The organism is Streptomyces sp. NPDC059398 (assembly GCF_042751845.1).
In the GTDB taxonomy this organism is placed as follows: Bacteria; Actinomycetota; Actinomycetes; order Streptomycetales; family Streptomycetaceae; genus Streptomyces.
Genome location: NZ_JBHYWP010000018.1, coordinates 86,623 through 92,266 on the forward strand (window position 1 = coordinate 86,623; position 5,644 = coordinate 92,266).

General features: G+C 73.5%; 6 protein-coding genes. 5 read left to right on the forward strand and 1 reads right to left on the reverse strand.

The genetic code is table 11. From position 1 onward, the window contains the following. The first annotated feature begins 183 nt into the window (after nucleotides 1-183). Nucleotides 184-1,014 (forward strand): ABC transporter ATP-binding protein, encoded by an 831-nt coding sequence (locus tag ACFXBC_RS09520; RefSeq protein ID WP_385020800.1) that lies wholly within the window; start codon nucleotides 184-186, stop codon nucleotides 1,012-1,014. A gap of 148 nt (nucleotides 1,015-1,162) precedes the next feature. Here the strand turns inward: ACFXBC_RS09520 and ACFXBC_RS09525 are convergent, their stop codons facing one another. Next, a complete protein-coding gene (locus ACFXBC_RS09525) occupies nucleotides 1,163-1,510 on the reverse strand; it encodes an SCP2 sterol-binding domain-containing protein (protein ID WP_385020803.1) in 348 nt (115 codons plus the stop codon). Between the two features lie 42 nt (nucleotides 1,511-1,552). Here ACFXBC_RS09525 and ACFXBC_RS09530 point away from each other — a divergent pair, with 42 nt between their 5' ends. The 4 genes from ACFXBC_RS09530 (at nucleotide 1,553) to recN (ending at nucleotide 5,518) form a co-directional block, all read left to right on the forward strand. Continuing rightward, complete coding sequence (locus tag ACFXBC_RS09530) at nucleotides 1,553-1,858, forward strand: hypothetical protein (protein ID WP_385020806.1); 306 nt, start codon at nucleotides 1,553-1,555, stop codon at nucleotides 1,856-1,858. 7 nt (nucleotides 1,859-1,865) lie between these two features. Next, nucleotides 1,866-2,681: a TlyA family RNA methyltransferase gene (locus ACFXBC_RS09535; RefSeq protein ID WP_385020809.1), complete on the forward strand. Its 816-nt coding sequence runs from the start codon at nucleotides 1,866-1,868 to the stop codon at nucleotides 2,679-2,681. Nucleotides 2,682-2,737: 56 nt separating this feature from the next. Then, the gene (locus ACFXBC_RS09540; protein ID WP_385020811.1) at nucleotides 2,738-3,685 is read left to right on the forward strand and encodes an NAD kinase; all 948 of its coding nucleotides are present in this window, start codon (nucleotides 2,738-2,740) and stop codon (nucleotides 3,683-3,685) included. A 90-nt stretch (nucleotides 3,686-3,775) separates the two neighbouring features. Continuing rightward, complete coding sequence (gene recN, locus ACFXBC_RS09545) at nucleotides 3,776-5,518, forward strand: DNA repair protein RecN (RefSeq protein WP_385020814.1); 1,743 nt, start codon at nucleotides 3,776-3,778, stop codon at nucleotides 5,516-5,518. Nucleotides 5,519-5,644: the final 126 nt, after the last annotated feature.

Consider the following 5,644-nt stretch of genomic DNA (forward strand, 5'->3'; position numbering starts at 1 on the left):
CACCGCGCACGGCCCGCCCCCGGAGCGGGCCCCCCGCCGCGCCGCCCCCCCCGCGCGGACCCCCCCCCCCCGGCAGCTGCCGGTGGGAGTGGTGACGGGGGTGCTCGGCGGCTGCTACCTGCTGTGGCTGCTGGTCTCCGAACGGAAGGCAGGACGGATCTGATGACAACCAGGAGTACCACCATGCAGCGACTCACCGCCGAATCCGTCACCCTCGGCTACGAGCAGCGGATCATCGCCGAGAACCTCTCGGTCGAGATCCCCGACAACTCCTTCACCGTCATCGTCGGCCCCAACGCCTGCGGCAAGTCGACACTGCTGCGCGCCCTTTCGCGCATGCTGAAGCCCTCCCAGGGGCGGGTGCTTCTCGACGGGCAGGCGATCGGCTCGATGCCGGCCAAGAAGGTGGCCAGGACGCTGGGCCTGCTCCCGCAGTCCTCGATCGCCCCCGACGGGATCACGGTCGCCGACCTGGTGGCCCGCGGCCGCTACCCGCACCAGGGCCTGCTGCGCCAGTGGTCGCCCGATGACGAGCGCATCGTCGAGGAGGCGATGGCGGCCACCCGGATCGGCGAGCTCGGCGACCGTTACGTGGACGAACTCTCCGGCGGCCAGCGCCAGCGCGTGTGGATCGCGATGGCGCTCGCCCAGCAGACCCCGCTGCTCCTCCTCGACGAGCCGACCACCTTCCTCGACATCCAGCACCAGATCGATGTGCTCGACCTCTGCGCCGAACTGCACGAGACGCAGGGGCGCACCCTGGTGGCCGTGCTGCACGACCTCAACCACGCCGCGCGCTACGCGACCCATCTCATCGCCATGCGGGACGGCGAGATCGTCGCCGAAGGGGCGCCGGGCGATGTCGTCACCGCCGCGCTCGTGGAGAAGGTGTTCGGGTTGCGCTGCCAGATCATCGACGACCCCGAGACGGGAACACCGCTGGTGGTGCCCGCCGGGCGCCGGGCGCGGACCGCGGCCGTGGTGGCGCCCACCACGGCTGCTGCCGCGTCCTGAGGCACGGCCGGGGCAGTGTCCCGAGCCGTAGCTGGAGCGGCGTCCCCGGGCACGGCTGGGGCCCTGAGACGTGGCTGGAGCGGTGCCCTGGGGCGTGCCCGCGGCAGTGTCCTGAGGCGCGCCCGCAGCAGAGCCCCGGTCGCTGCGGCTAGAGCAGCGTCCTGAGGCGCAGCAGATCGCGGAAGCCCGCTTCGAGCCGTACCCGGCCCGAACCCCAGGCCTTGGCGAAGTTCAGCTCGCCCCCGACCAGGGCCACCAGATCGTCGCCCTTCATCGCGAGCCGGATCTCCGCCTTGCCACGCGGCGGTCCTTCAAGGGTGTCGAGCACCTGGATCCGGCCGTCCACCAGACGCCCGGTGAAGGTGACGTCGAGATCGGTGATGTGGCAGCTCAGCGAGCGGTCCAGCGCTGCCGCGCCGCGTACCTGGCTGTTCGCCTCTGTCATGTTGTCCGAGAGCCTGTCGAGGGCGCTGCGGCACTCTTCTGTCGTCGCCATCGTGACCGACCGTACCGCAGCGCTTCGGGGTAGCGTCTGGGCATGAGTGACGCGATGCCGGAGCCCTCCGGGGCGCAGGCCGGGAGCCAGGACGGCCAGGACCGTACGGAAGACGCCCCGGCGCCGCTGGGTGTGGTCCGCACACCCACCGGGGACGCCGGGGTGGACCGGGTGCTCGACCGGCTGGCCGACGCCGACCACCTCGACGCCGACGGACATGTCGAGGTGTACGAAGATGTACATCAGGGGCTGCGCCGGGCGCTGGACGCGCTGGACGCACCGCCCGGACCGCCGGTCCCGGCCCGTGGCCCCCTCCCTCAGACCGTCCCTCACAACAGCAGGAGCTGAACCGAACGTGGCAGGAGTGGCACGCCGACGTCTCGACGCCGAGCTGGTCCGCCGGAGTCTCGCCCGCTCACGGGAGCACGCGAGCCAGCTGATCGCCGCGGGGCGGGTGACCGTCGCGGGCACCACCGCGACCAAGGCGGCCACCCAGGTCGAGACCAGCGCGGCGGTCGTCGTGCGCAAGGACGACACCGACCCCGACTACGTCTCGCGGGGCGGTCACAAACTCGCCGGCGCCTTCGCGGCCTTCACCCCGCTCGGCCTGCGGGTCGCGGGGCGCCGGGCGCTCGACGCGGGCGCGTCGACCGGCGGCTTCACCGATGTCCTGCTGCGGGCGGGCGCCGCACAGGTCGTCGCGGTGGACGTGGGGTACGGGCAGCTCGCCTGGTCGTTGCAGAGCGACGACCGGGTCACCGTCAAGGACCGTACGAACGTACGCGAGTTGACGCTCGACGCCATCGGCGGAACCCCCGTGGACCTGGTCGTGGGCGACCTCTCGTTCATCGCGCTGGGGCTGGTGCTGCCCGCTCTCGTGGGGTGCGCGGGCCCGGACGCCGACCTGGTGCTGATGGTGAAACCGCAGTTCGAGATCGGCAAGGACCGGCTGGGCAGCGGAGGCGTGGTCCGCAGTCCCGGGCTGCGGGCGGAGACCGTGCGGACAGTGGCCGGGCAGGCGGCCGGGCTCGGACTCGGCGTGCGGGGTGTCACCGCGAGCCCGCTGCCGGGGCCCTCGGGGAACGTCGAGTACTTTCTGTGGCTGCGGGCGGACGCGCCCGCGCTCGATCCGGCGGATGTGGAGCGTGCAGTGGCGGAGGGGCCGCAGTGACGGAGTCAGCATCAGCACCGGCAGCGGGCCGGGCAGCGCGGGGAGCGGCACCTGCCGTGGCGGCGGGACCCGCGGTGGAAGCGCCTGCGGAACCGGCGGCGGCGCCCCCCGGGGACCGTACGGTCTTCCTGCTGGCGCACACCGGGCGGCCCGCCGCCGTCCGCAGCGCCGAGCGCGTGGTGGAGGGGCTGCTGAAGAACGGCCTGCGGGTGCGGGTCCTGGCGGCGGAGGCGGCCGACCTGCCGGTGCCGCCATCGGTCGAACTCGCCGACGAGGCCACCCCCTCCTGCCTGGACGGCTGCGAGCTGCTGATCGTCCTCGGCGGCGACGGAACGCTGCTGCGCGGCGCCGAGTTCGCCCGCGCCTCCGGGGTGCCGATGCTCGGCGTCAACCTCGGCCGGGTCGGCTTCCTCGCCGAGGCCGAGCGCGACGACCTGGACAAGGTCGTCAACCGGGTGGTCTCACGTTCGTACGAGGTCGAGGAGCGGATGACCGTCGACGTCCTCGTGCACAACAACGGGGACATCGTGCACCGGGACTGGGCGCTCAACGAGGCGGCCGTGCAGAAGACCGAGCCCGAGCGGATGCTGGAGGTCGTCCTGGAGATCGACGGCCGCCCCGTCACCGGCTTCGGCTGCGACGGCGTCGTCTGCGCCACCCCGACCGGTTCCACCGCGTACGCCTTCTCGGCCGGGGGACCGGTGATCTGGCCGGAGGTGGAGGCGCTGCTGATGGTGCCCATCGGCGCGCACGCCCTGTTCGCCAAGCCGCTGGTGACCTCGCCCTCGTCCGTCCTCGCCGTCGAGGTCCAGCCGCACACCCCGCAGGGCGTCCTGTGGTGCGACGGGCGCCGCTCGGTGGGACTGCCCGCCGGGGCACGCGTCGAGGTGCGCAGGGGAGCCGTTCCCGTACGGCTGGCGCGGCTGCACCACGCCTCCTTCACCGACCGGCTGGTGGCCAAGTTCGCACTGCCCGTTGCGGGCTGGCGGGGCGCTCCGCACTGAGCCCTACCGGACCCCCGCCGGGTACCCGGTGCGGCCCGGCCGGCGGGCCCTGCGGCCGGGCCACGTCGCACGGGACCCGGGAAACCTCGTATGGTCATGTGCGTGTTGGAGGAGATGCGGATACGGTCGCTCGGAGTCATCGACGACGCTGTGGTGGAGCTTTCACCCGGCTTCACCGCGGTGACGGGTGAGACCGGCGCGGGCAAGACCATGGTCGTGACCAGCCTGGGGCTGCTGCTCGGCGGGCGCGCCGACGCCGCCCTGGTACGGCTCGGCGCCAAGTCGGCGGTGGTGGAAGGGCGGATCGCGCTGCCCGACGGCGCACCCGCCGCGGTACGGGCCGAGGACGCGGGCGCCGAACTCGACGAGGGCGCGCTGCTCATCAGCCGTACGGTCTCGGCCGAAGGGCGCTCGCGGGCGCACATCGGCGGGCGTTCCGTACCGGTCGGGCTGCTCGCCGAGCTCGCCGACGAACTGGTCGCCGTACACGGACAGACCGACCAGCAGGGGCTGCTGCGCCCGGCCAGACAGCGCCAGGCGCTCGACCGGTACGCCGGGGATGCGGTGGCGGTCCCGCACACCAAGTACGCGGCTGCCTACACGCGGCTGCGAGCGGTCGCCGCCGAGCTGGCGGAGCTGACCACCCGGGCACGGGAACGGGCCCAGGAGGCCGATCTGCTCCGCTTCGGTCTCGACGAGATCGCCGCGGTCGAGCCGCTGCCCGGTGAGGACACCGAACTCGCCGCGGAGGCCGAGCGGCTCGGGCACGCCGAAGCGCTCGCGTCCGCCGCGTCCGCCGCGCACACCGCGCTGGTCGGCAACCCGGAGGACCCCGAGGGCATCGACGCGACGACCCTGGTCGCCGGGTCGGGGCGGGCGCTCGACGCGGTACGCGCCCATGACCCGGCGCTGGCCGGGCTCGCCGAACGGATCGGCGAGATCGGCATTCTGCTCGCCGACGTCTCGGGGGAGCTGGCCGGTTACGCGGACGACCTCGACGCCGATCCGCTGCGGCTGGCGGCCGTCGAGGAACGGCGGGCGGCGCTGACCCAGCTGACCCGCAAATACGGTGAGGACATCGCGGCCGTCCTGGCGTGGGCCGATGAGGGCGCGGCGCGCCTCACCGAGCTGGAGGGCGACGACGACCGGATCGGTGAACTGACGGCGGAGCACGAGGCGCTGCGCTCCGAGCTGTCCGGTCTCGCGCAGGCGCTCACCGACGCGCGCACCGAGGCGGCCGAACGGTTCGCGGACGCCGTCACCGCCGAACTCGCCTCGCTCGCCATGCCGCACGCCCGGGTGACGATCGACATCCGGCAGACCGACGACCCCGAAGGAGTGGAGGTCGGCGGGCGTACGGTCGCCTTCGGTCCGCTCGGGGCCGACGAGGTGGAACTGCTGCTGGCCCCGCACCCCGGTACGGCAGCCCGCCCCATCTCCAAGGGGGCGTCCGGCGGTGAGCTGTCCCGGGTGATGCTCGCGGTCGAGGTGGTCTTCGCGGGGTCCGATCCCGTACCGACGTATCTCTTCGACGAGGTCGACGCCGGGGTCGGCGGCAAGGCCGCGGTGGAGGTGGGCCGGCGGCTCGCCAGGCTCGCGAGGTCCGCGCAGGTGGTGGTCGTGACGCATCTGCCGCAGGTGGCGGCCTTCGCCGACCGGCAGCTGCTCGTCGAGAAGACCCACGACGGCTCGGTCACCAGCAGCGGTGTCACCGTCCTGGAGGGCGAGGACCGGGTACGGGAGCTGTCGCGGATGCTCGCGGGCCAGGAGGACTCGCAGACGGCACGGGCCCACGCCGAGGAGCTGCTGGCCACGGCGCGGGCGGACGGCTGAACGGGTGGACGGCTGAACGGACGGACGGCTGAACGAAGCGGGGGGGGCGGGGCTCCACGGGCTCCCGGCCCCCCACAGCGTGCTGGTGGGTGGGGGGGCGGGTGTGTGGGCTGTTGCATCACTAGT

Coding starts and splice junctions, on each gene's coding strand:
- ACFXBC_RS09530 (WP_385020806.1), top strand. CDS start 1,553: ATGAGTGACGCGATGCCGGAGCCCTCCGGGGCGCAGGCCGGGAGCCAG.
- ACFXBC_RS09525 (WP_385020803.1), bottom strand. CDS start 1,510: ATGGCGACGACAGAAGAGTGCCGCAGCGCCCTCGACAGGCTCTCGGAC.
- recN (WP_385020814.1), top strand. CDS start 3,776: ATGGTCATGTGCGTGTTGGAGGAGATGCGGATACGGTCGCTCGGAGTC.
- ACFXBC_RS09520 (WP_385020800.1), top strand. CDS start 184: ATGCAGCGACTCACCGCCGAATCCGTCACCCTCGGCTACGAGCAGCGG.